The sequence below is a fragment of the Isoptericola sp. BMS4 genome (assembly GCF_011634835.1).
In the GTDB taxonomy this organism is placed as follows: Bacteria; Actinomycetota; Actinomycetes; order Actinomycetales; family Cellulomonadaceae; genus Isoptericola.
The window spans coordinates 3,979,733-4,002,420 of record NZ_SIRP01000001.1; the positions used below are offsets into that span (position 1 = coordinate 3,979,733).

Here is a 22,688-nt window from a genome sequence, read left to right on the forward strand (position 1 = left end):
ACCGACCGCCTGGCACCGGACCGTGCCCCGCTCAGAAGTGCGGGCGGGCCTGCGCGGACGAGGTCGCGCTCAGCCCGATGCCCGCGTCGAAGGACTCGGTGAACCACCGCACGAGCGGCGGGTGCGAGGTCGCGACGAGGGTCACCCGGGCGCTCGCGCCGTCCGGCGACGACGCCCCGGCCACCCGGAACCCGTCGAACTCGGCGGCGGTACCGGGGTGCGCGGCGAGGTAGGCGGTGACGGACTCGCGGACGTCCGCGTCGGTGAGGGTCAGCGTGGCGGAACCGGGGTCCCCGGTTGCGCCGCCGATGACGGCACCGGCGGCGGCGCCGTCGGCGGCGTCGAGGGCGATCACGTCCGCGAGGTCGTACAGCGCCTTGCGCTCGAGGTGGACGGCCGTCGCGGACGCCACCATCGCGACGATCATCAGGCCGAGCACGACGCAGCCGAGCGTGAGCAGCATGATCCTGCCCGACTCGTCGTCGCACGCGCCCGCCCGGCGAGGCGCGGGTCCGTGCGGGGCGGCGGTCGTCCGGGGCATCGGTCGGTCACTCTACCGAGGCGCGGGGCGCCCGCCGGCACGCCGTCCACAGGGCCGGCTCACCAGGTCCCGCTCACCACCGGCCACGGTGCACGACGTCGTCCATCGGGCGGCGGCGCCTCCGGGCGGGCGAGCCTGCCGCGCCGCCGTCCGCGGGGTGCCCGACCGCGACGACTCCCGTCGGCGACCACGCGTCCGGCACGCCGAACGCGTCCCGGACGGCGTCCACCCGCCCGGCGGGGACGCCGAAGAAGCATGCGCCGAGCCCTTCGTCGACGGCGGTCTGCAGCATGAGCAGCGACGCCATCCCGGCGTCGACGTGCCAGTACGGCACCGGCCAGCGGGCCTCGTCCCGGTCGGTCCACCCCTTGTCGACGGCGGCGTACCGGTCGAGGTAGGCGTCGCGGGAGCTCAGCACGACGACGAGGAGCGGGGCGGTGGACATCCCGGCGAGCCAGCCGGACATGTCGCGCTCGGACGAGGACGGCGCGGCCGCCGCCCAGAACGCGGCGCGCTCGTCGGGCGTCTCCAGCACCAGGAACGACCATCCCTGCGTGAACCCGGCGCTCGGGGCGCGCACGGCGTGCCGCAGCAGCCGGTCGGTCACCTCCGGGTCGACCGCGTCGTCCGTGAACCGCCGCACCATCCGCCGTCGTCGGACGACCTCCGTGAACTCCACGACCCCATCCTGCCGAACATGTGGTTGCTGGCTGCCCACCAGGTGGTTGATCCGGGATTCGGCGGCTGAATCCCGGATCAACCACATGTTCGGCACCGGGGGGCGGGCGGGTCAGAGCCGCTCGGCGATGACCTCCACGAGCGCCTTGCCCTCGACGCCCTCGAGCTGCACGGCCTGGGTGCGGCAGGAGAACCCGTCGGCGACGTACTCCGCACCCTCGGGGCGAGAACGCAGCGCGGGCAGGAGCGCGTTCTCCGCCACCGCCACGGACACGTCGTAGTGCCCCTTCTGCATGCCGAAGTTCCCGGCGAGGCCGCAGCAGCCGGCGAGCTCGGTGACCGTCGCCCCGGCGTCGGCGAGGAGCCTCCGGTCCGCCTCGAAGCCCATCACCGAGTGCTGGTGGCAGTGGGGCTGCACGACGGCGGTCAGGTCGGACAGGTCCGGCATCGTCCAGCCCGTCTCCGGGCCGGGCGCGGTGTCGGGCGAGGTGAGCAGCTCGGCGAGCGTCCGGGTGGCACCGGCGACGGCCTTCGCGCGGGGGTCGTCGGGGAACAGGTCGAGCAGGTCGGAGCGCAGCACGGCGGTGCACGAGGGCTCCAGGCCGAGGATCGGGATGCCGTTCACGGCGTACGGCCCGAGGACGGACAGCAGCGACGACAGCCGCCGCCGGGCGCCGTCGAGCTGCCCGGTGGAGATCCACGTGAGGCCGCAGCACGCCTGCTGGTCCGGCACGACGACGTCGTAGCCGGCCTCGGTGAGCACCTTGACCGCGGCCTGCGGGACGGACGGCGCGAGCGCGTCGCTGAACGAGTCCGCCCACAGCACCACCTTCGGGCGTCCCTGGATGCCGGGGGTCCCGGGCAGCTGGCGCGTCGCCAGCCCGGGGACGCCGTAGGTGGCGCTGCCACGCCGCCACCAGGTGCGGAACGGGATCTCGGCGAACTCGGGCACCTGACGGCGGGTGTCCATGCCGCCGGCCCACAGCACGGCCCTGGCGATCCACGGCACCCCGAGGACCTTGTTGACGAGCCGCGGCATACCGCCGGCGAGACGCGCCCAGCGCGGCAGCCAGCCCAGCGCGTAGTGGTCCACCGGCCGGAGCTTCCCCCTGTAGGTGCGGTGCAGCACCTCGGCCTTGTACTGGGCCATGTCCACGCCGGCGGGACAGTCGGACGAGCAGGCCTTGCAGCTCAGGCACAGGTCGAGCGACTCGCGCACCTCGGGCGCCGCCAGGCCGCCGACGAGGGTGCCGTTGACTGCCTCCTGCAGCACGCGCGCCCGCCCGCGGGTGACATCCTTCTCGTCCTTCGTCGCCTGGTAGCTGGGGCACATGAAGCCGCCCGAGGCGGACGTGTCCGCGCGGCACTTGCCCACGCCCACGCAGCGGTGCACGGCGGTGGTGAGGTCGTGGTGGTCGTGCCCGAAGGAGAACCCGGCGTACCCCGCCTTCTTCGCGACGCCGCGCAGCGGCCCGGAACCGAGCAGGCCGCGCTCCCCCACCGGGGCGGTCGACGGCACCGCCCGGGCCGCGGGCCGGCGCAGGGCCGCGTCCACGGCGGCGGGCCGCACGACGACGCCCGGGTTGAGCAGGTCGTCCGGGTCGAACAGCGCCTTGAACCGCTCCATGAGCGTGATCGCCTCGGGCGAGTACATGAGCGGCAGCAGCTCCGAGCGGGCGCGGCCGTCGCCGTGCTCCCCGGACAGGGAGCCGCCGTGGTACGCCACGAGCCGGGCGGCGTCCGTCATGAACGTGCGCAGCACCGACCCGCTGGTCTCCATCGGGATGTCGATGCGCAGGTGCACGCAGCCGTCGCCGAAGTGCCCGTACGGCAGCCCGTCGACGCCGTAGCGGTCCATGAGCTCCTGCAGGTCGCGCAGGTAGGAGCCCAGGCGCTCGGGCGGGACGGCAGAGTCCTCCCAGCCCGGCCACGCCTGCTCGCCCGCGGGCGTGCGGCCGGCGAGCCCGGCGCCGTCGGCCCGGATCTGCCACATCTTGGAGGCGTCGGGCCCGGCGGGCAGCACGAGCGAGGACTTGGACGACGACGCCGCGACGATCGCCTCCGCACGCGCCATCGCCTCGGCCTGGGTGTCGCCGCCGACCTCGATCATCAGCCAGCCCGCGCCCTCCGGCAGGTCCGGCACGGCCGCGTCGCCCTTGGCCCGCCGCACGACGTCGACGAGCCGGGCGTCCAGGCCCTCGACGGCGAGCGGGTGGTGGCCGAGCAGGTGCGGCACGTCGTCGGCGGCCGACGGCATGTCGGCGTACCCGAGCACGACGAGCGTCGGCGCGCTGGGCACCGCCACCATCCGCAGCGTGGCGCCGAGCACGGTGACGCAGGTGCCCTCCGTGCCGACGAGCGCCTTGGCGAGGTCGGACCCGTTCTCCGGCAGCAGGTGCTCCAGCGAGTAGCCCGACACCTGCCGGCCGAACCGCCCGAACTGGGTGCGGATGAGCGCGAGGTTCTCGCGCACCAGCTCCGCCAGCCCGGGCACGGCCGCGAACGTCGGGTCGCCGCTCCCGGCGGTGAAGCGCCGTCCCCGCCCGTCGACGACGTCGAGCTCCAGCACGTTGTCGGCGGTGCGGCCGTAGGCGACGGCGTGCGGGCCGCACGCGTTGTTGCCGATCATGCCGCCGAGCGTCGCGCGGTTCTGCGTGGACGGGTCCGGCCCGAACCGCAGCCCGTCCGGGGCGCCCGCGCGCTGCAGGCTCGACATGACCGCTCCCGGCTCCACCCGGGCGACGCCCTCGCCCGGCGCGGCGGCGGCGTTCACGTCGACGACCTCGTTCATGTACCGCGAGAAGTCCAGCACGACGCCCGGCCCCACGGCGTTGCCGGCCACGGACGTGCCGCCGCCGCGCGCCGTCAACGGGACCTTCAGCTCGCGCAGCACCTCCAGCGCGCGCACGGCGTCGGCCGTGCTGCGGGGGAAGGCCACGACGTCGGGCACCACGCGGTAGTTGGACGCGTCGGTCGAGTACTCGGCCCGGCGCCGCGTGGAGGTGTCGACCTCCCCCGCGACGACGGTGCGCAGCGCGTCGGCGAGGGCCTCGCGCGCCTCGGCCGCGGCCCGTTCCGCGTCCGCGCGCGCCGGCCCGGGCTGCGGGGCGGCGTCCTGTCCTGCGGCGTCGTTCACGGTCTGGTCGTTCTCGGCGGGCACGTGGGCGATTGTCGCACCAGTCGCGCCGCTCCCGGAGGACCGGTCCAGGCGCGGCACGACCCACGGCGGCCGCGGGCGGGCTCAGAGCACGAGCTCGGGCTGCAGGCGCGCCGGCGTCCACACGCGCCGGCGCCGCGCGAGCAGCGTCGTGACCGCGAGCGCCGCCGTCAGCACACCGGCCAGCACGCCCACGTCGCGCCACACCGTGGCCAGGTTGCCGCCGTACAGGAGCTGACGCAGGCCCTCGACGGCGTACGACATGGGCAGCACGTGGTGCAGCCCGCGCAGCGGCTCGGGGATCGTCTGCCAGGGGAACGTGCCGCCCGCCGTGACCAGCTGGACGAGCATGAGCACCAGGCCGAGGAACTGGCCGGCAGCGCCGAGCCAGACGTTGAGCATCTGCACGATCGCGATGAACGTCCCGGACACGAGCACCATGAACAGCGCCGTGGCGAGCGGGTAGGCGGGCTGGATGTCGAGCGCGAACTTCGTCACGGTGAACATGGCCGCCACCTGCAGCACGCCGATCGCGGCGGGCGCCGACCAGCCGCCGAAGGCCGTGGCGAACGCGGAGCGCCCGGCCGCGAGCGCCCGGGTCGACAGCGGCTTGACCAGGAGGAACAGCACGTAGGCGCCGATCCAGGTGGCGAGCGACAGGAAGAAGGGGGCGAGGCCGCCGCCGTAGGTCCCCGCCGACGACAGGGCGTCGTTCCGCACCTCGACGGGGTTGCCGATGGTCTCCGCCGTGTCCTCGCGGGTGGCGTCGTCGGGGTTCGGCACCTGGCCGAGGCCGTCGGCCAGGCCGTCCCGCAGGTCCGTGGTGCCGCCCACGAGGTCCTTCGCCCCGGAGCGCAGCTCGAACGTGCCGTCGGCGAGCCGCGCGGCGCCGTCGGACACCTGCCCGGTGCCGTCCGCGAGCCGCCGCACGCCGTCGACCAGCGCGGGGGTGGACGCCGCGAGCTCGCCGGTCCCGTCCGCCAGCCGGCCGGCGCCGTCGGCGAGCGTGCCCGCGCCGTCGGCGGCGGACGCGATGCCGGACGCCAGCCGCGGCGTCGCGGCCGCCAGGGTCGCCGCGCCGTCGGCCACCTCCTGCGACCCGTCGGCGAGCCGGTCGAGCCGGGCGGAGGCGTCCTCGACCTGGTCGACGGCGGACGTCACGTCCTGCCGCTGGGCGTCCAGGGCGGCGTCGACGTCGGACCGTGTGGTGTCGAGCCGGTCGAGGGCGTCGGCGCGGAGCTCCTCGCAGCGCGCGCCCAGGTCGTCGCCCGACTCGGCCGCCTGCGCGCACAGCTCGGCGAGCTGCGCGTCCAGGTCGCTGCGCCCCTGGTCGAGGGCGTCGGCCGCGTCGGAGCGGGCGCCGTCCAGGGTGGGCAGCACCTGCCGGGCGGCCGCGGCGGCCTGGTCGCCGTACTGCGCGACCTGCGCGTTCCCGTCCGCGACCTGCCGCGCGCCGTCCGCGAGCCGCCGCGTCTGGGCGGGCAGGTCCGCCGTCCCCGCGCGCAGCGTGCCGAGCCCGTCCGCGAGGTCGGCCGCGCCGTCGTCGAGCCGGCGGGCGCCGTCGTCGAGCTGCCCGACGGCGTCGGACAGCGGCCCGACCTTCTCCGCCAGGGTCGCCGCGCCGTCGGCGGCCTGTCCGGCGCCGTCGGCGAGGTCGTGGGCGCCGTCGTCGGCCGACGCCACACCGGCGCGGAGCTGCTTCGTGCCGTCGAGGAGCCGGCCCGCGCCGTCGACGGCGTCGGCGAGGTTGGTGTGGATGGAGCCGAACCCGCGCAGGAACGTGTCCGCGGCCTCGGTGCCGACCTGGGAGGCGATCGAGTCGCGCACCTGGTCCACGATGGTGTCGGCGATCGTCCGGGCGAGGTAGTTGTTGGCGTCGTTGGTGATGAGCGTGAGGCTCGCCTGCTCGGGCTCGAACCGGCCGGACGAGACGAGGTCGGCGGAGAACTCCGGGCCGATGACGAGCGCGGCGTCGTACCGCCCGTCGCGCACGCCCAGCTCGGCGTCGTGCTGGGTCGTCTCCACCCAGCCGAACCCTCCGTCGTCGAGGAGCTGGTCGGCGACGTCGCGCCCGAAGTCGCGGTCCTCCTCGTCGCCCGTCGCGGCGTCGGTGGTCGTGGTGCCCTCGTCCTGGACGACGACGGCGGCCGGCACCTCGGCCAGGCGCCCGTACGGGTCGTAGTTGGCGAAGAGGTACAGCCCCGCGTAGAGGGTGGGGATGAGCGCCAGCGCCAGGACGGCGAGCTTCGGCAGCGTGCCCGCCGTCATGCGGCGCAGCTCGGACAGCGCCAGGCGGATCGCGGTCATCGGGTGGTCTCCTCGGTCTCTGCCTCGGCGTCTGCCTGGGTGTCTTCCTCGGTGCCCGCCTCGACGTCCGCCTCGGTGGCGGCTGCGGTCTCGGCGTCCGCGTCGTCGTCGGACGGCGGGTCCGGCGGCACCTCGACGGGAGCGGCGGGCAGCTCGGGCCGGGTGCGCAGCACCTCGAGCGGCGGGTCGTGCATCGTCCGGCCCCGGGCGGGCGGCAGGTCGACGCCCAGGTCGCGGGCGGAGGACCGGGTGCACTGCACGAGCACGCCGTACCCGGTCGCCGCGAGCGTCTCGGCGACCGACCACCAGCCCCACGGGTCGCCGCCGTGCCGGTCGGGGACGGTGAGCACGACGAATCGCACGTCGCGGTCGGCGGCCGCGAGCTCGGCGAGCAGGGAGGTCCGCAGGACGCCCGGGAGCTGGTCGACGCGCCGGCGGCGCTCGTCGGCGAGGTCCTGGTCGGCGAGCCAGCGGGAGACGTCGGGCGGCAGGGAGCGGCGGCGTGCCAGCGCGAGCCCCTCGGCGACGACGTCGGCGACGGTCAGCGCCTCCTCGGGCTCGTTGACGCCCGGCACGTCGACGACGGCGGTGACGGCTCGCAGGGCGCGAGAGCTGCGGGTGGCGCGATGCCCCTCGACGAGCTCGACCGTGCCGGCGAACGGGCGCAGCCGCCCGGTCGCCACCAGCGCGAGCGCGGTGTGCCCGTGCCCCGGCTCGGCCGCCACCAGCACGCACTCCCCCGTGGACAGATCGAGGTCCATGGGCTCGAGGGCGGGCTCGCGCCGCCCCTGCACGCTCACTCCCCGCAGGCTGATCCGCACCGTTCGTCCCTCGTTCCCCCGGTCGTGCCGCGCCGGACGGCCCGGCGTCTCGACGGTGCACCGTCGGGCGCCGATCGGCACGCGGAACACGACCACCCGGCACGACCGCCGTTCGATACAATGTTGTATCCAAAAGGATACGCTCATGTATCGGCCCAGATGGGGCCCGCGCCCCGTTCCGTGAGGCGCCTCACCCGTGAGCGCCGACACACCGAGCGCGCTGCCGCTCGGACGACTACGGTCGGGCACGTGAGAGTCGTCGTGGTCGGAGCCAGCGGGAACGTCGGCACGGCCGTGCTGCGAGCCCTGGCGCGCGAGCCGGTCGTGACCTCGATCGTCGGGGTCGCGCGCCGGGTGCCGCGCGCGGACGGGTCCAGCACGGTGGAGTTCCCCCACGACGCGGCCCGGTGGGTGCGCGTCGACCTCACGGACACCGCGGACGCCGTCATCGCCGGCCTCGACGAGGCCGTGCGGGGCGCGGACGCCGTCGTCCACCTGGTGTGGGCGTCCCCGTCGACGCGCGACCCCGACGTCATGCGGCGCATCAACCTGGACGGCTCGCGCGCCGTCGCCGAGGCCGCGGTGCGCGCGGGCGTGCCGCACCTCGTCTTCGGCTCCACCTCCGGCGTGTACGCACCAGGGCCGGCCGGCGGCACCGTCCCGGAGACCTGGCCGCTGCGCGGCGTGCCCACCTCCGCGTACTCGGTGCAGAAGGTCGAGGTCGAGCGCATGCTCGACGACCTCGCGGAGCGGCACCCCGGCCTCGTGGTGACGCGCGTGCGCCCGTCGCTGATGCTCCAGCGCGAGGCGGGCGCCGAGCTCGCCCGCTACTTCCTCGGCCCGCTGGGCACGTGGGGCCTCCGGGCCGTCGCCAAGCGCGCGCCGGAGGGCGCCCTGCTCCCGGCGCTGCCCTTCCCGGACGGGCTGCGCCTGCAGGTGCTGCACGCCGACGACGCCGCGGACGCCTACCGGGCGGTGGTCGTCGGGCGGCACCCGGGTGCGTTCAACGTCGCCCCCGAGGGCTGGCTCACCGGGGACGACCTCGCCCACACGCTCGCCGGCGGGCGGAGGGTCCCCGTCTCCCCCGACCTGGCGCGGACGGGCCTGGCGGTCGCCTCCCGGCTGTACCTCGCCCCGATCGACGTCGGCTGGTTCGACATGGCACGGGCCGACGTCGTCCTGGACGCGAGCCGCGCCCGCGAGCTGCTGCACTGGGCGCCGACCCACGACCCCGCGGACGTCCTCCGCGAGACGGTCGAGGGCGTCATCGCCGGCGCCGGCGCCGGCTCACCGCCCCTGAGCGGCTGAGGCGGTCGAGCCGGGACGGCGGACGGTTTTCCCAGGCAATCAGGTTACGGTCGGGGCGACGTCTCCGTCGACGCGCGCGCGTACGCCGCGTCGGCACCCCGTACCGAAGGACCACACCCATGACGCTCCTGCGACTCGACACCAGCATCCAGGGAGACCGGTCGGCGAGCTCCGCCCTCGCCGACCTCGTCGTCGGCGAGTACCGGACCGCGCACCCCGACGCGCCGGTCGTCACCCGCCACCTCGGCGAGAACCCGCTGCCCGCCGACGCGTGGGCGCTGGCCTACGGCGCCGGGTTCGTCCCGGAGGCCGAGCGCACCGCCGAGCAGCGGGCCGCGACGGAGCTCGCCACCGCGCTGGCCGACGAGGCCCGATCCGCCGAGATGCTGGTGCTCGCCATGCCGCTGTACAACTACGGCGTCTCGCAGCACGCCAAGACGTGGATCGACCTGGCTATCGTCGGCGGCGGCACCGGCGTGCCGATCCTCGAGGGCAAGCCCGTCGTCCTCGTCACCACCCGCGGCGGGTCGTACGCCGAGGGCACGCCCCGCGAGGGCTGGGACCACAACACCGACTACCTGCGCCGCATCCTCGTGGACATCTGGGGCGCCGACCTCACCGTCGTCGAGCGCGAGTTCACGCTCGTCGGCATCAACCCCGCGCTCGACCGGTTCGCCGAGCCCGCCGCCGCCATGGCCGCGCAGGCCGAGCGGGAGGCCGTCGAGGCCGGCCGCGCGCTGAGCTCTGCCCGCGCGCTGGCGGCCGCCGCGAGCTGACCCCACGTGCGAGAGCGGGCGAGGTGGCCGACCACCTCGCCCGCTCCCTCACCGCCTCGGTGTCAGCCCTCGAACTTCACGTCGAGGACGATCTGCCCGACGCCCCCGAGCGCCTTGGAGACGGGGCAGCCGGCCTTCGCGGCCTCGGCCGCCGCGCGGTAGGCGTCCGCGTCGATCCCCGTCGCGGACCCGACGACGCTCAGCAGCACCTTCGAGATCTCGAAGCCGCCGCCGGCGGCCGGGCTCAGCGTCACGTCGGCGCTCACGTCGGTCTTGCCGGGCGTGCCGCCCGCGTTCGCGACCTCCAGGGAGAACGCCATCGCGAAGCACGACGAGTGCGCGGCCGCGATGAGCTCCTCCGGGCTGGTCGTGCCGTCGGCGTCCTCGGCGGCGCGCTTCGGGAAGGACACGTCGAACGTGCCGGCGCCCGAGCTGGCGAGCTGGACCTGGCCGGACCCCTCCTCGAGCGAGCCGTTCCAGGCGGTGCGTGCGGTACGGGTGGGCATAGGAGATCTCCTTCGTGCTCCGGGACAGGTCACTGCGACGGTATCCCCCGGCACGCGCCCCCGGCACGCGCTCCCGCGCGGCACGCCGGTGTGCGCTCCGTCACCGCGACGGCGCGGTGAAGTCGACCGCCTCGTCCGCGACGGCCAGCACGGACCAGACGTTGCCGTCGGCGTCGGACAGCTCGTAGGCCGGCACCACCAGGACCGCGCCGTCCTCCTGGTGCTGCTGCGTCAGGCCGAGCCGGGCGCTCGTGATCTCCACGTCGGACACCGGCCAGCGCACCGGGTCGCCCGGCGCCGGCGGCGCGGGCGGGGGCGTCGGCTCGGTCGGTTCCTCGACGGGCCGGTCGACGTCGGCGCCTTCCGCGAACGTGATCGGCCACGCCGACCCCGCGAACCGGGGGTCGCCGAGCCGTTCCACCGCCGCGGCCGGGCTGACCACCGGGTAGTCCCCCAGGTCCACGAGGGACCCGAGCGACCCGTCCAGCCAGGCGATGCCGGACGCGCCGACGGTCGCGCTCCACTGCGCCCCGGTGCGCCTGCCGTCGACCACCTGGTGGGCGGTCACCCAGCGCGCGGGCTCGTCCTCCGTCTCGTCGGCCTCGAGCTCGAAGCCCGCCGGGTCGACGCCGAGCGACCGCATCGCCTCGCGCAGGGCGTCCACCGCCTGCCCGGCCGTGACCGCCTCGCCCCCCGGCTCGGCGCACCCGGCGGGCTCGGTCCCGCCGTCGGACGTCGCCGCGTCGCCACGCTCCTCGACGACCTCGCCGCAGCGCCACGGGTCCGCGGACGGGTCCTGGTAGCCGAACGACGCCGTGCCGTCGGCGGACAGCCAGACACTCGGTCCCCCGCCGTCCCGGGGGCCGACGCTCCACGACCCGTGGTCCCGGCGCGGCTCGCCGTCGACGCCGAGCGCTGCGGCGACCCGCGCCGCCCCGTCCCGGGTCGCGACGCCCGTGGCGTCGACCCCGTAGGCCGTCGCCTCGCCCGCCTCCGTGGACAGCCCGCGGGCGTGGAACACCGCGCGCCCGGAGTACCAGCCCGGGTACGCCATGTCGGCGGCGCCCGGCTCGGTGGCGGCGGCCGCGTCGCCACCCGCGTCCGCGGCACCCGGGAGGGTGCCCGCCCGCTCCGGAGCGCCGTCGCCGGCGCCGCCCAGCACGACCGCGGGCTCGGCCGAGCCCGGCACGACCGCGTCAGGCTCCCCCGCCTGCGTGCCCAGCACGTAGCCGCCACCGCCCACGGCCAGGACCGCCACGGCAGCGGCCGCCAGCCACGACGCGCGCCGGCGCCGGCGCGCCGCGAGCTCGTCGCCCTCCGTCCCGGCACCGGCGCCCTCGGCGGCGCCGGCCCCCGCGGTCTCCGCCCTCGCGGCAGGCTCGTCGGGATCGCCGTCGGCAGCGGGCGGCTCCGCGCCGAGGATGTCGTCCACCGCGGCCCGCAGCACGCCCTCGCGCACCCGGACGCGCTCCGCCGGGTCCGCGGCCCGCAGCCGGTCGAACGCCTCGTCCGGGGGCCCGTCGCCGGCGGCGCGCCCCGTGCTCTCGCCGTGGCCGTCGTGGCCGTCGTCGTGGCTCATGCCGACCTCCTCGGTCCCGGCCGCCCGCTGCGGCCCCCTGCCCGGTCTGTGTGCTCAGCGCGCACCGGCTTGCACCTCGTCCGCCTCCGCCTCCCAGGCGGCGCGCAGCCGCGCACGCGCCCGGGACAGCGCGGCGTCCGCGCCCCCGCGCGAGACGCCGAGCACCGCCGCGAGGCCGTCGCCGTCCAGCCCCTCCCACGCCACGAGGAGCAGCACGCGCCGCTCCCGCGCCGACAGCCTCGCCAGCACCGCGCGCACGCGGTCGTCGTCGACGGCCAGGTCGGCCGGGTCCACGTCGTCGGGCTCCTCGGGCACCACGGCGACCGGCGTCGCCCGCGCCTTGCGGCGGTGGTTCGCCAGCACGAACCCGGCCGTGCGGTACAACCAGGGCAGCTCGGCCCCGCGCGGCACGTCGGCACGCCGCCGCCACGCCGTGGCCAGCACGTCCGCGGCGAGGTCCTCGGCGTCGTCCGAGCCGGCCGGGAGCCGGCGCACCAGGTAGCGCTGCACCGCGCCGGCGTGCGCCGCGAACACCGCGTCGAACCAGGCGGCGTCCGCCCCGGCCCCGCGCACGTCGACGGGCGCCGGGTCTGTCTCTGGGCTCACCGGGCCTCCCGTGGTCCTGCGTCCGCTTCCACCCCGCCTGTGTCGCCGGGCGCCGCACCCTTGCACGGCCGGCGGATCTCACCCGCAGATTCATCCCGCCACCGCGTCGCGGCGGCCCTACCGTTCCAGCATGACGGTGGACGCCGGCACGCGGAACGGTCCGGCCCCCGGACGGGCACGGACACGCCGACACACGGGCCGGTGGGTCCTGCTCGTGCTGCTGGTGCTCCTGGCCGCCGGCCTCGCCGGCGCCGTCCTGCTGGTCCGCGACGCCCTCGCCGCCCGGGAGGCCCTCGCGGCGGTCGCCGTGCAGGTCCCCACCGTGGAGCAGGAGCTGCGCGACGCCGCCTCGCCGGGCAGCGACAGCTCCGACGGCGCGGACCGCGCGCAGGTGGAGGCCGCGCTCGCAGAGCTCGTCCGCGCCACCGACGAGGCCCGCGCCGCGACCGACGGCCCCCTGTGGTGGCTCGCGGCCCGCGCGCCCGTCGTCGGCCCGTCGGCCCGGGCGGTCGCCGACGTCGCGCTCGTGCTCGACGACGTGGCCGACCGCGCGCTGCCCGGCCTCGTCGAGGTGGCCGACGCCGTCGCCGCCACGGGGCGCACGCCCGACGGCGGCCTCGACCTCGGCCCCCTCCGGGCGGCGGCGCCGGCGGCCACCGAGGCGCGCGCGACCGTGGACGCCGCCCGCGCCCGCCTCGACGGCGTGGACCCCGACGCCCTGCTGCCGGAGCTCGCGGGCCCGGTCCGCACCCTGCACGACCGGCTCGGCGACCTGGCCGGCGCCGCCGCGACCGCGGAGCGTGCCGCCGTGCTGGCCCCCGCCATGCTCGGCGCCGACGGGCCGCGCACGTACCTCGTGCTGGGGATGAACTCCGCCGAGCTGCGCGCCGGCGGCGGCATCCCCGGCGCCCTGATCCTGCTGCGCGTCGACGAGGGGCGCGTCGAGCTGGTGCGCCAGGTGCCCGCGTCCGCCGTCGGCCCGTTCGACGAGCCCGTGCTGCCGCTCGCGCCGGACGACGTCGCCGCCTACACGCCGCGGCTGGGCCGGTTCGTGCAGGACGTCACCGCCACCCCGCACTTCCCGACGTCCGCCCGGCTGGCCGCCGCGATGTGGGCCCGGGCGCAGGGCGAGGAGGTCGACGGGGTGCTGGCCACGGATCCCGTCGCCCTGGCGGCGCTGCTCACGGAGACCGGGCCGGTCGACGTCCCGCTCTCCGGGCGGGTCGCCGACGCGCTCGGCCGCCGGCACGTCGAGGTGGGCGGTGCCGACGCCGTCGACGTGCTGCTCCGGCGCGCCTACGACCTCCTGGAGCCCGACGACGCCGACCTGTTCTTCGCCGACGTGGCGGGCGCCGTCCTGGCCCGCGCGACGGCGCCCGACGTCGCCCCCGGCGCCCTGCTGGGCGGCCTGCGCGCCGCGGCGGGCGAGCACCGCCTGCGGGTGTGGTCGGCCCACGACGCGGAGCAGCGCCGCCTCGCGGGCACCGTGCTCGCCGGAGGGTTCGACGACGGGCCGCGGGCGGCCGACGCCGTCGGGGTGCTCCTCACGGACCACGTCTCCGGCAAGATGTCCGCCTACCTCGACGTGTCGCTGACGCACGCGCGCTCGCGCTGCACCCCGGAGGGCAGGGTCGACGTGCTCGAGCTCCGGCTCGCGTCGACGGCCCCCGCCGACGCCGCGACCGCGCTGCCCTGGTACGTGGCGGGCCTGCCCGGCGGCGAGGCCCCGCCCGGCACGCTCCTGGTCGGGGTGACGGTCGCCGGCCCCCGCGGCGGCCCGGCGCCGCGGCTGGAGCGGGACGGCGACCCGTTCGGCGGGCGGTCCGCCACCACGCACGGCCGCCCCACGACGGCCGTGACCGTCCGGCTCGACCCGGGCGCGTCGACCACGCTGCGGCTGCGCGTCCCGGCCGCCGCCGAGCCCGGCCCGGCCACGCCGCCGGGCAGGCTCGAGGTGTGGTCCACCCCGACGGTCTCCGCCGGCGGGCTGCTGGACGTGCCGGTGCCCCGCTGCGGGTGAATCCCCCGCACGGCGCGCCTTTCACCCGGGTGAGCACGGTTCTCACCTGCCCGGGCGCGGCTAGCGTGAACGGCACGCAGCACCACCGTCGCAGCACCGCTGAAGGAGTCGAGATGGGCATCGCCGGACGCAGGCTCGTGGCTCCCGTCATCGGCACCGTGACGGGCACCCTGCTCGCGCTCGGCGCGGTCGGCGCGACGTCCGCCGGAGCCGCCACGACGCCGAGCCCGGGCGCGGACGGCTACGAGCCGCCCGAGGAGCCCACGCTCACCGCCGAGATCTTCGAGCCCGTGTGCGACGGCGACGTGCCCTACCTGCGCTACGCCGTGAAGGCCACGGGCACGGAGAACGACACCGTGACGATCACCTGGATCCACCCCTCGGGCGCGGACGTCGTCCAGGCGGGCCTGCCGCTGTCCGGGCGGGTGCTGTGGCCCGGCGCCGAGGTGGCCGACGACGGCACGCCGCTCGACTGGCCCGGCTGGCGCCTCGAGGACGGCACCTGGGTGGTCGGCGACGAGTACGACTGGGTGCGCCCCTCGGTGGACGTGCTGTTCGAGGTCAACCCCGAGCTGACGCTGACGGCCGACTACCCGCCGTCGTCCCCCGACTGCGCGACGAACCCGCCCGGGCAGCCGCCGAGCACCCCGCCCGAGCCGGGCGACGACACCACCCCCGCCTCCCAGTCGACCGTGCCGGCGGCCGTGCCCCCGGGGTCGGCGACTCCCCAGGGGCCCGTGGCCCTGCCCCGCACCGGGGCACAGGTCGCCGGCCTCGCCGCTCTCGCCGCCCTGCTGGTCGGGGCGGGGGCGCTGGCCGTCGGCACGGTCCGCCGGCGACGCGCGCAGCGCTGACCGGCACGAGCTCCGCCCCGGACCCCGGGCCGGAGGACAGGCCCCGGTGACGGCGGCGGGCAGCCCCCGCGCCCCCCTGCGGGAGGCGGGCCCGCCGTCGTCACCGGTCTTCTCAGCAGGCGCCCTGGTCGCGCCAGACGCCCCACTCGCCGGTGGTGCCGGGCTCCTCCCCGGTCGTCCACCACTGCGCCCGCCACTCGTGGCCGCCGTGCGCCACCACGTCGCCGCCGGTGTACACGGCGGAGGCGTCCCAGGCGCCGGCCGCGCAGTCACCTGCCGGCGGGTCCGTCGGGTCCGGGTCGGGCTCCGGGTCGGTCCCCGGCTCACCGGGGTCGACCGGCCCGGGGTCCCCGGTGAGCAGCCCCGCCTCGACCGCGTCGAGCAGCTCGCCCGGCTCGTCGCCGGACAGGTCCCACCACATGGCCCCGCCGAGGCCCTGCTCGCGGACGTATCCGGACTTCTGCGCGACGGTCCGCGGGGTGTCCAGGCTCCACCAGGTGTTGCCGTCGTACCGCCACGCGGCGCCCACGGCCTCGTCGTAGTGGCCCGTGCCGAGCGACTTCAGCACGTCGTAGTCCTCGATGCCGGCCTCCCACGTCGCGGGGGCGGCGCCGGTCGCCGGTCCCCACGGCTCCGCCGAGGTCGCCCCCGTCCAGCCGCGGCCGTACATCGCCATGCCGAGCCCGAGCTGGGCCGGGTCGACACCCGCCGAGACGTACTCCTGGACGGCCCTGTCCACGGAGAACTGCCGGCTCGGCTCCCGCGGGTCCGCCGGGTCGTCGTACAGGTTGATCTGGTGGCCGGTGAGCGCCGGGTCCCAGGCGCCGTGCAGGTCGTAGCCCTGGACGTTCCCGAAGTCGAGCGAGTCGAAGACCGCCGGGTCGTTCCACCCACCGGCGGCGATGTCGGCCGGGTTGGCCGGCAGGAACGCCGAGAGCAGGTAGTCCTCGCCGGTCTCGGCGCCGTACGCGTCCAGCTGGCGGCGGAACTCCGCGAGCAGCGCCTTGAAGTTCGCGGCGTCGTTCTCCTCGTCGACGTGGTTGCCCACGTTGCCGTTCTGCGAGCCGGGCCACTCCCAGTCGATGTCGAAGCCGTCGAACACGCCGGCGGCCGCACCCGGCCCGCCGCGCCCGTCGATCACGGGCAGGTCGCCCTTGAGGTACAGGTCGACGCAGGACGACACGAACTTCTGCCGGGACTCGGGCGTCGCGGCGGCCTTCGAGAAGTTCTTCGACCACGTCCACCCGCCGAGGGACAGCATGACCTTGAGGTGCGGGTGCTTCGCCTTGAGCTGCTTGAGCTGGTTGAACGAGCCGGCGAGCGGCTGGTCCCAGGCGTCGGCCTCGCCCGACACGCTGTCGGCGGCGGAGTAGCTCTTGCCGTAGTCGGCGTACGCGTCGCCCGCGCCGTCGGAGCCGTTCGGGCCTGATCCCTGCGCCTTGTTGGCCTCGAAGCAGGTGAGCGTCTCGTGGTGGATGTTGCCGAACGCGTAGTTGACGTGGGTGAGCTGCTCGGCGGCGCCGGACGTGTCCAGGTCCTGCACCTGGAAGTCCCGCCCGTAGACGCCCCACTGGGTGAAGTACCCGACGTTGCGGTATCCGTTGATCGCGCTGTCGCCGGGGTCGGCGACGGCGGACGCCGCCTCGGCACCCGTCGACGCGGACGCGGCTACGGCGCTCACGCTGCCGGCGACCACCATGGCGGCGGCTGCCAGGGCGGCCGCCCCGCGGCGCGCCCTCGTGACGTGTCTGGACATCATCGTTCCCTTCCCTCGGGGCCCGCGCTCTCGTCGTCGGGCCGTGGGTACCGGCCGCGCCCATCGAACGGGGGACGGGGCACGGCCGGTGACTCGTGGTGCGGTCAGCAGGCGCCGGCGTCGTCCCAGGGGCCCCACGCGGAGCCGCCCGGCTCGTCGCCCTGGGTCCACCACTTCGCGGTGTACTCGTGCTCGCCGTACGAGACCGCGTCACCGCCGGTGTAGACCGTGGCCGCGTCCCAGGCGGGGGCGTCACAGGCACCGGGCGCGCCGTCGGAGCCGCCGTCGTCGCCGCCCGCGCCCGGTTCGACGACCGTCGCACCGCGCGGATGGTCGTACGTCGTGGCGTACTCGGTGCCGTCGATCGTCACCGTGACGTTGGAGAACTGCGCCACGGGCAGGGCCCACTTCAGCTGGTTGGTGATCGACCCGCCCGCCGGGATCCCCCCGGCAGGCACCTCGAACGTCGCGGTGTGGAAGCTCGCGCCGAGCCCGCCGACGTTCGGGCCGCTGCGCCCGGGCGTCGTCGTCGTGCCGAGCCCGGACCAGTCGCTCATCTCCCCCGTGTCGGTGGTCGAGTACTGGAACGACACCGTGGCGCCGGCCGGGATGCCGGTGGCGCCGTCGTTGCGGAAGACGACCTTCGGAGCGATCGGGTAGTTGTTGTCGCCGAGCGCGAACTCGGTGTAGTCGACGTCGACGTCGAGCGCCTCGGTGGGCATCGCGTGCTCCGCCTTGGTGGCGCCGTAGGGCGTCGTCGTGGAGAGCTTGTCGTGCATCAGGTCGACGAGCGTGCTGCCCGTCGTGTACTGCCCGGCGGCCTCGTCGTAGGCGTAGTCGCCGGCGAGCTCCCAGATCATCATGCCGCCCAGCCCTGTCTCGGCCACGTAGTCCGCCTTGGCGCCGACGGCCTCGGCGGCGTCACCGGACAGGAAGGTCGCCGTCTCGGCGTTCCACCACCACTGGTTCTTGGTGACGGGGTCGAAGTGCGGCTCGTAGGTGCCCGCGATGGTGGTGGGCACGCCGTAGGCCTCTGCGTAGTCGCCGACGACGCCGTCCTGCAGGTTCTTGACGTGCCAGATCGGGTTGACCCCGGCCGGGACGGCGTTGCCCTGCGGGTCGGTGTCGTACCAGAGGTTGTCGATGCCGTCCGCGCCGTTGCCGCACCTGCCGTCGGTCCCGGCGGGGCAGGTGGACCCGGCGGGGGCCGGGGCGCGGCCGCCCATCCCTGCCTCGCCGCCGGTCACGTCCTGGAAGCCGCGCGTGTAGAACGGCACGCCCAGGTTGATGCGGCCCGCCTGCATGGCGCCACGGAAGTAGTGGGCCGCCCAGTCCCCGTTGAGGTAGCCGATGCCGTCGTACGCGCCGTACACGTTCCCGGCGGCCAGCTCGGGGTCCTTGCCGTCGTCGAACAGCGCGGCATTGCCGCCCACGTACTCGTTCCACGCGCCGTGCAGGTCGTACGTCATCAGGTTCACGTAGTCGACGTACTCGGTGATCTGGTAGACCTCCATGCCGCGCAGCAGCCAGCCGGACGACGGCGTGGCGGTGGTGAGCAGGTAGTACTCGCCGTCCTCGGCGCCCGCCCGGTCGAGGTGCTCCCGCAGCGTCCTCATGAGCGCGACGTAGCCCGCGAAGAGCTCGCCGCGGCGGGCGTTGGAGATCTCGAAGTCGTCCGGGTTGCCGGCGTCGGCGTTGGACGTCGGGTACTCGTAGTCGATGTCGATGCCGTCGAAGCCGTACTCCCGGACGAAGTCCACGACCGACGCCGCGAACGTGTCCATCCGGTCCTGCGACTCGGTGAGCGTGTAGAAGCCGCCGTCGGCGACGCGGTCGCCCTCGCCGTCGAAGTAGCCGCCGGTCTCGGCCCAGCCACCGACGGCGGGGATGACCTTGACCCCGGGGTTCGCGGCGCGATACTTCGCGAGCAGGTTGAAGTGGCCGGTGTACGGCAGGCCGGGGTCCATCTCGGCGCCCGCGACGCCCGGCCACGTCATGTCGGTCGCCGGGTTGCCGGGCACGTCGGCGTTGACCGACACCCGGTCGTCGGGGCCGACATGGGCGAACGCGTAGTTGACGTGGCTCAGCGACTCCCAGGGGATGTCGCCCGCCAGGTAGGCGGGCTGCCCGTCCGTCCCGGTGCGCCAGGACGAGAAGTAGCCGATGACGCGGCGGTCGAGGCCGTGGGGGAGCTTCTCGCGCCCGTCGGTGTCGTAGACGTCGCAGTACGGCGTGGCGACGCCGGGGGTCGGGCGCATGCCGTCGGGGCGGCACGCCTCGTCGGGGTCGGCGGCCGCGACGGCCTGCCCGGTCGCGGCGGCGGGCGGGGTGTCCTGCACGAGCGCGGTGGCCGCGCCGCCCGTCAGGGCGGTCGTGAGGCTCACCGCCAGCGCAGTGACGGCCGCGAACGACCGGGCACGACCGTGGCCCGGAGCGGCAGGGGGTGCGGTGGGACGTCCGGCAGGTGAGGCTCGCATGATCTCCCTCGATCTCCCTCGTGGTCGACGATGACCCTGGTGAGAAAGTTAGGAGAGTTTCCTATCGCTGCCATCCGGGATGTCCACAGGAAGTGGCTCACGCCGCACGCACCGACCTAAGCGATTCCACCTAGAAGGCCGGCGGGTGGCGGTCAGGAGGCAGGGCTCAGCGCACGCACGGTGAGCTCGGCGCGCGAGCCCACGCCCACCTTGCGGAACACCCGCCCGAGGTGGACCTCCACCGTGCGGACCGAGACGCACAGCCTGTCGGCGACCTGCCTGTTCGCCAGCCCCTCGGCCACCAGCCGCGCGACGTCGAGCTCGCGCGACGTCAGCACGTCCGCCCAGCGCTCCCAGACGCCCCCTCCGGGCCGTCCGGGCTCCGCTGCGACCCGGTCGTCGGCTCCCACGCACGCCACGCCGACCAGCGAGCGCACCACCGCGGCCCCGGGGTCCGGGCGGCTCGAGTCCGCACGGCACACGGCGGACGCCGCCGGAACGTGCGCCGTGCCGACGGCGCGCAGCGACTCGGCCAGCTCCTCGCCGTCCGGGACGCACCCGGCCACCGCGGCGGCGAGTCCCCCGCCCACCTGAGCAACCGGGAGCCGGGCCGCGGCCTCGGCGAGCACGTGCCCGGCCCGGGCACCGTCCCCGCTTCGAAGCAGCGCCAGCGCCTGCACGACACGCAGGTGCGCCTCGGCCAGCGGCGAGAGCACCGCGCCCCGCTCGTCCCAGGAGCACGGCTCGCGCGCGGGCACCGCAGACACGACCGCGCGCGCCAGGACCGCGTCCACCGCCTGCGGGTCCCTCTCCAGCCGGGCGAGAGCATCGACGACCGCCACGAGCGCCGCGATGTCCGCCGGGGACACCGCAGCCTGCGCCACCGGCACCACCATCCGGGCCAGCGTCGTGCCCGGCGGTTCGGGGCCGGCGCCGATGCCGACCCGCGCCCCGGGGCCGCCGAGGGCCCGCACCGCCCCCCGGGCCCGTTCTGCGTCGTCGTGCACGGACGCCACGCCGGTGCTGGTCACCCGGTCCAGCCAGGCCGCGGCGTCGTCCAGGTGGCCGGACAGCAAGGCTGCCCTGCCCGCGGCCAGGAAGGCACGGGCCCGGACCTCGCCCGTGCCGTGGCTCGCGGCCTCGCGCGCGATCGCGTGCGCCGTGACCGTCCCGCCCAGGAGGAGCCTGTCCTCCGCCAACCGCACCAGCCCGTCGGCCAGGGCGGGGTCACCCGCGAGCGTCGACAGGGCGGAGTGCCAGCGCGCGGCCTCCGGCTCGCCGGCGCGGTCGAGCTCCGCCGCCAGGTCCGCGTGCACCCGTGTGCGGTCACCCATGCCGGCGTCCTCGTGGACGACGGCCCGCACCCGCGGGTCGACGCGCCGGAACCGCCCGTCAGCCGGCCGCAGGTGATCGACGAGCGGTGGGACGAGCAGGTGCTCGACCGGGGCGCCCGTCGCGCCCAGGAGCACGTCGACGCGATCCAGCACGAGCACGCCGGCGGCGAGCACCACACGGCGCGCGGCGTCGTGCAGACGGGCCTCCTCGACGGCGGCGCGGACGGCGGGCGCCACGGGGAGCGGGTCGGGCAGGGCCGCCTGGCCCGCCACCTGCTCGGGCGAGAGACGGGCCAGCGTCTCCGCGACGGCGACGCGGTCGTCGCCGACGAGGCGCGCGACACGGCGCGCCACGTGCGGCGCGGCGGGCCGTGCGCCCGCCGGCAGGGTGGCGGGGCCGTCCGGGGTCGAGGTCATCGTCGGCCTCCCGATGCCGGGCGGCGTCGCCGCCGGACCCGGCCTTCTCCGCCGACGCCTCCCGGTCAGCGCGAACGGGCAGTTCAGCGGTTTGTTAGGTCTCCACCAGGATAGTCACCGGGCCGTCGTTCACCAGCTCGACCGCCATGTCGGCCCCGAACCGGCCGGTCGCGACCTCGAGCCCGCGCTGCCGCAGGTCGGCGGCGACCGCGTCCACCAGGGGCTCCGCGACCGCGCCCGGGGCCGCCTTGTTCCAGGTGGGGCGGCGCCCCTTGCGCACGTCCGCGTACAGGGTGAACTGGCTAACCACGAGGACCGGCGCCCCGACGTCCACGGCCGCGCGCTCGTCGCGCAGGATCCGCAGCTCGGCGATCTTGCGCGCGACCGTCGCCACCTCGGCGGGGCCGTCGTCGTGCGTCACCCCGACCAGCGCCAGGAGACCCGGACGGTCGATGGCGCCCACGACCTCGCCGTCGACCGTGACGCTCGCCCGCGTGACGCGCTGGACCACCGCCCTCACGACGCGGTCTCGCGGTCGAGCGCCCCGTCGAGCACCGCCCGGACCAGCCCGACCGGCCGGCCGCCGCCCAGCACGGGCGTGTCCCCCGCGGCGTCCAGGGCCGCCGGGTCGGCGCCGGGCACGCCGGCCGCGCCCGCGGCGCGCAGGGCGGCGGCGAGGATCGCCGGCCGGGGCCGGTTCGCGCCGTCGAGGATCTTGAACGCGACGGCCGACCCGTCCGGGAGGCCCGCCGCGCACACGCCGTCGGCCCCGATCTTCGCGACCGCGCCGGGCACGGCCCGCATCACCAGCGTGTCCTCGCGGCCGCGGCCCGCCACCATCTCCGGGTGGGCGGCCATCGCGCGCCCGACCCGGCCGAGGTCCGTGGACCCGCCGTCGGACGCCTCGGCCGCCAGCCGGCCGAACGACCGCGCCAGGCCGAGCACCGTCGTCGAGAACAGCGGCGCGCCGCAGCCGTCGACGGTGCCGTGCGTGCCGTCGTCGTCCCCGCCCGTCAGCTCGACGACCGCGGACCGCACCGCCGCCTGCAGCGGGTGGCCGGTGTCCAGGTAGGACGCCGTGTCCCAGCCCGCGGCGACGCACGTCGCGAGCATGGCGGCGTGCTTGCCGGAGCAGTTCTGCACGACGCGCTCGGGCCCGCGGCCGGACTCCTGCCAGGCGAGCGCCTCCGCGGCGCCGAGCGGCAGGTCGGGGGTGTTGCGCAGGGCGGACTCGTCGAGCCCGGCGCCCGCGAGGATCTCCCGCACCCCGGCGAGGTGGCCGGCGTCGCCGCTGTGGCTGGCGGCGGCGAGCGCCAGCAGCCCGTCGGGCAGGTCCAGCCCCGAGCGGAGCATCGCCACGGCCTGCAGCGGCTTGACGGACGAGCGCGGCCAGATCGTCGTGGCGGGATCACCGAGCGCGAGGCGCGCCTCGCCGGCGGGGTCGAGCACCACGAGGTGCCCCAGGTGCACCGACTCCACCAGGTCGCCGCGGACCACCTCCGCGAGCGGGACCGCCTGCCGCGCCACGGGCGCCGTCGTCGGCACGGTCAC

The 22,688-nt window shown here is 76.3% G+C and carries 17 protein-coding genes; 4 read left to right on the forward strand and 13 right to left on the reverse strand.

Going from position 1 to position 22,688, the window contains the following annotated elements; genetic code table 11:
• Nucleotides 1-31 precede the first annotated feature (31 nt).
• The 5 genes from EYB28_RS17950 to EYB28_RS17970 form a co-directional block, all read right to left on the reverse strand.
• A complete protein-coding gene (locus tag EYB28_RS17950) occupies nt 32-541 on the reverse strand; it encodes a hypothetical protein (RefSeq protein ID WP_240930630.1) in 510 nt (169 codons plus the stop codon).
• A gap of 73 nt (nt 542-614) precedes the next feature.
• Nucleotides 615-1,220, reverse strand: a complete 606-nt coding sequence (locus EYB28_RS17955; RefSeq protein ID WP_166850756.1) for a nitroreductase family protein — start codon at nt 1,218-1,220, stop codon at nt 615-617.
• 111 nt (nt 1,221-1,331) lie between these two features.
• On the reverse strand, nt 1,332-4,355 hold the full coding sequence (locus EYB28_RS17960; RefSeq protein WP_166852732.1) for an FAD-binding and (Fe-S)-binding domain-containing protein: 3,024 nt from the start codon (nt 4,353-4,355) through the stop codon (nt 1,332-1,334).
• A 105-nt stretch (nt 4,356-4,460) separates the two neighbouring features.
• On the reverse strand, nt 4,461-6,683 hold the full coding sequence (locus EYB28_RS17965; protein WP_166850759.1) for a YhgE/Pip domain-containing protein: 2,223 nt from the start codon (nt 6,681-6,683) through the stop codon (nt 4,461-4,463).
• Entirely contained in the window at nt 6,680-7,483 is an 804-nt protein-coding gene (locus tag EYB28_RS17970) for a hypothetical protein (RefSeq protein WP_166850761.1), read from the reverse strand. The genes EYB28_RS17965 and EYB28_RS17970 overlap by 4 nt, the downstream gene beginning before the upstream one ends.
• 270 nt (nt 7,484-7,753) lie before the next feature.
• On the opposite strand from EYB28_RS17970, the gene EYB28_RS17975 reads away from it, so the two are divergent.
• A complete protein-coding gene (locus EYB28_RS17975; RefSeq protein WP_166850764.1) occupies nt 7,754-8,812 on the forward strand; it encodes an NAD-dependent epimerase/dehydratase family protein in 1,059 nt (352 codons plus the stop codon).
• Nucleotides 8,813-8,931: 119 nt separating this feature from the next.
• Nucleotides 8,932-9,588 (forward strand): FMN-dependent NADH-azoreductase, encoded by a 657-nt coding sequence (locus tag EYB28_RS17980; protein ID WP_166850767.1) that lies wholly within the window; start codon nt 8,932-8,934, stop codon nt 9,586-9,588.
• A gap of 62 nt (nt 9,589-9,650) precedes the next feature.
• Here the strand turns inward: EYB28_RS17980 and EYB28_RS17985 are convergent, their stop codons facing one another.
• From EYB28_RS17985 to EYB28_RS17995, 3 genes are all read right to left on the reverse strand, one after another.
• Nucleotides 9,651-10,094, reverse strand: coding sequence for an OsmC family peroxiredoxin (locus EYB28_RS17985; RefSeq protein ID WP_166850769.1), 444 nt, complete (start codon nt 10,092-10,094; stop codon nt 9,651-9,653).
• Between the two features lie 100 nt (nt 10,095-10,194).
• Nucleotides 10,195-11,673, reverse strand: a complete 1,479-nt coding sequence (locus EYB28_RS17990; protein WP_166850772.1) for a hypothetical protein — start codon at nt 11,671-11,673, stop codon at nt 10,195-10,197.
• A 54-nt stretch (nt 11,674-11,727) separates the two neighbouring features.
• Complete coding sequence (locus EYB28_RS17995; RefSeq protein ID WP_240930631.1) at nt 11,728-12,279, reverse strand: RNA polymerase sigma factor; 552 nt, start codon at nt 12,277-12,279, stop codon at nt 11,728-11,730.
• 130 nt (nt 12,280-12,409) lie between these two features.
• Here EYB28_RS17995 and EYB28_RS18000 point away from each other — a divergent pair, with 130 nt between their 5' ends.
• Both EYB28_RS18000 and EYB28_RS18005 read left to right on the forward strand, forming a co-directional pair.
• Entirely contained in the window at nt 12,410-14,299 is a 1,890-nt protein-coding gene (locus tag EYB28_RS18000; protein WP_166850775.1) for a DUF4012 domain-containing protein, read from the forward strand.
• A gap of 113 nt (nt 14,300-14,412) precedes the next feature.
• Nucleotides 14,413-15,153, forward strand: coding sequence for an LPXTG cell wall anchor domain-containing protein (locus EYB28_RS18005; RefSeq protein WP_166850778.1), 741 nt, complete (start codon nt 14,413-14,415; stop codon nt 15,151-15,153).
• A 112-nt stretch (nt 15,154-15,265) separates the two neighbouring features.
• On the opposite strand, the gene EYB28_RS18010 is transcribed toward EYB28_RS18005, so the two are convergent.
• The 5 genes from EYB28_RS18010 to EYB28_RS18030 form a co-directional block, all read right to left on the reverse strand.
• Nucleotides 15,266-16,909, reverse strand: coding sequence for a glycosyl hydrolase family 18 protein (locus EYB28_RS18010; protein ID WP_240930632.1), 1,644 nt, complete (start codon nt 16,907-16,909; stop codon nt 15,266-15,268).
• Nucleotides 16,910-17,013: 104 nt separating this feature from the next.
• Nucleotides 17,014-19,293, reverse strand: a complete 2,280-nt coding sequence (locus EYB28_RS18015) for a glycosyl hydrolase family 18 protein (protein ID WP_205710957.1) — start codon at nt 19,291-19,293, stop codon at nt 17,014-17,016.
• Nucleotides 19,294-19,538: 245 nt separating this feature from the next.
• Complete coding sequence (locus tag EYB28_RS20555; RefSeq protein WP_304599256.1) at nt 19,539-21,137, reverse strand: helix-turn-helix transcriptional regulator; 1,599 nt, start codon at nt 21,135-21,137, stop codon at nt 19,539-19,541.
• Between the two features lie 94 nt (nt 21,138-21,231).
• On the reverse strand, nt 21,232-21,657 hold the full coding sequence (gene dtd, locus EYB28_RS18025) for a D-aminoacyl-tRNA deacylase (RefSeq protein WP_166850784.1): 426 nt from the start codon (nt 21,655-21,657) through the stop codon (nt 21,232-21,234).
• The gene (locus tag EYB28_RS18030; protein ID WP_240930633.1) at nt 21,654-22,688 is read right to left on the reverse strand and encodes an asparaginase; all 1,035 of its coding nucleotides are present in this window, start codon (nt 22,686-22,688) and stop codon (nt 21,654-21,656) included. The genes dtd and EYB28_RS18030 overlap by 4 nt, the downstream gene beginning before the upstream one ends.